This window comes from Ralstonia sp. 1138 (genome assembly GCF_040544795.1).
Classification (GTDB): domain Bacteria; phylum Pseudomonadota; class Gammaproteobacteria; order Burkholderiales; family Burkholderiaceae; genus Ralstonia; species Ralstonia flatus.
Window position 1 is genome coordinate 1 of the sequence record NZ_JBEPKQ010000026.1, and the last position, 1,073, is coordinate 1,073.

Below are 1,073 nucleotides of genomic sequence, written 5' to 3' on the forward strand. Positions count from 1 at the left end.
TGAGTACCTGCGATGCCTGCGCCGACAGCGTGCCGTCATAGGCCACCGACTGCAGCACAGCGCCCTCGTCCGCTGCCCACGCGGCCATCGCCGGCATCATTGCCAGCACCACCGCCACCATCGTTCCCTTGAGCCTCGGGACCGCCGTACGCCGCGTGCGCTCACCACGCATTGAGATTTGCTTCATCAAATGTTCCTCATTCAGTTTTTTTAGAAAAACCCCACTTCGGGCCCTCATTCCCGTACGTCCCCAAGGCCTGCGCCCAGGGCACTCAAACCGTTGTGTCCGATCGTGGCGTCACCCTTGCCTTTGATGCCCTTCGCATCGCACTGCCTTGCACGTAGCCCAGTCGGAACATCCGCTTTCGCACGCGAGCAAGCTCATCCGCAGGCTCGCTGTTTCCCGTCTCCATCAGCTCGGTCGACAGCGCATCCAGTCCATAGAAGCCGCCCACAATCCCCGTGTCGTACGCATGTCTGGCAGGCGCCAGATGTGGGCCTTCCAGGTGGTGGTCGATCAGCATCCGCGCCGCTTGCCGGTACTGCCTGACCCACTGAGCCTCCCGCACTGCCGGCGGCTGCTCGCCTGGCGCAATCCCCTGCGTCAGGCACTCCATGACCCGGGTCAGCAAGACTTCTTCTGTGTCCATCGTCAGTCCTCCCTCAATGCGGCCTTAACGCGCCAGCCACCATTCGTTGCCGTGCACAAACCGATCGCCGAAGACCTTCGCCCTCACCCCTTCGCAGCGATCGTTCAATTCCGCTTGCGGTCGACCCGCGTGGTTGCCCTGGATCCAGTGCGCGCCGGCGTAGCGCGCCAATTCCTTGTCTGCCTCGCTCTCGACCCCTTCGACGATCACGCATGGGGCCAACTCGCCGGCGAGCGCAACCATTCGGGACAGACGCATGGGGTGACTAATTGAGGTGCCGCGCAGGAGCGCGCGATCGAGCTTGACGATGTCGGGCGTGCCGATTTCTGCTGCGGTCTGCGCCCCATAGCCCGTGCCAAAGTCGTCAATGGCAAGCGCACAGCCCAGCTGATTGAGCGTGCTTTTGAAAAACCGTCCGCTACC

At 62.9% G+C, this 1,073-nt stretch carries 3 protein-coding genes; all 3 read right to left on the reverse strand.

From position 1 onward, the window contains the following. Positions 1–187: hypothetical protein (locus ABIC76_RS25550; RefSeq protein ID WP_354535656.1), on the reverse strand; the 187-nt coding region annotated here is incomplete at its 3' end. 85 nt (positions 188–272) lie between these two features. Continuing rightward, complete coding sequence (locus ABIC76_RS25555; RefSeq protein ID WP_354535657.1) at positions 273–650, reverse strand: hypothetical protein; 378 nt, start codon at positions 648–650, stop codon at positions 273–275. Positions 651–674: 24 nt separating this feature from the next. Further along, positions 675–1,073, reverse strand: a 399-nt coding sequence (locus tag ABIC76_RS25560) for an EAL domain-containing protein (protein ID WP_354535658.1), incomplete at its 5' end; no start/stop codon positions are given.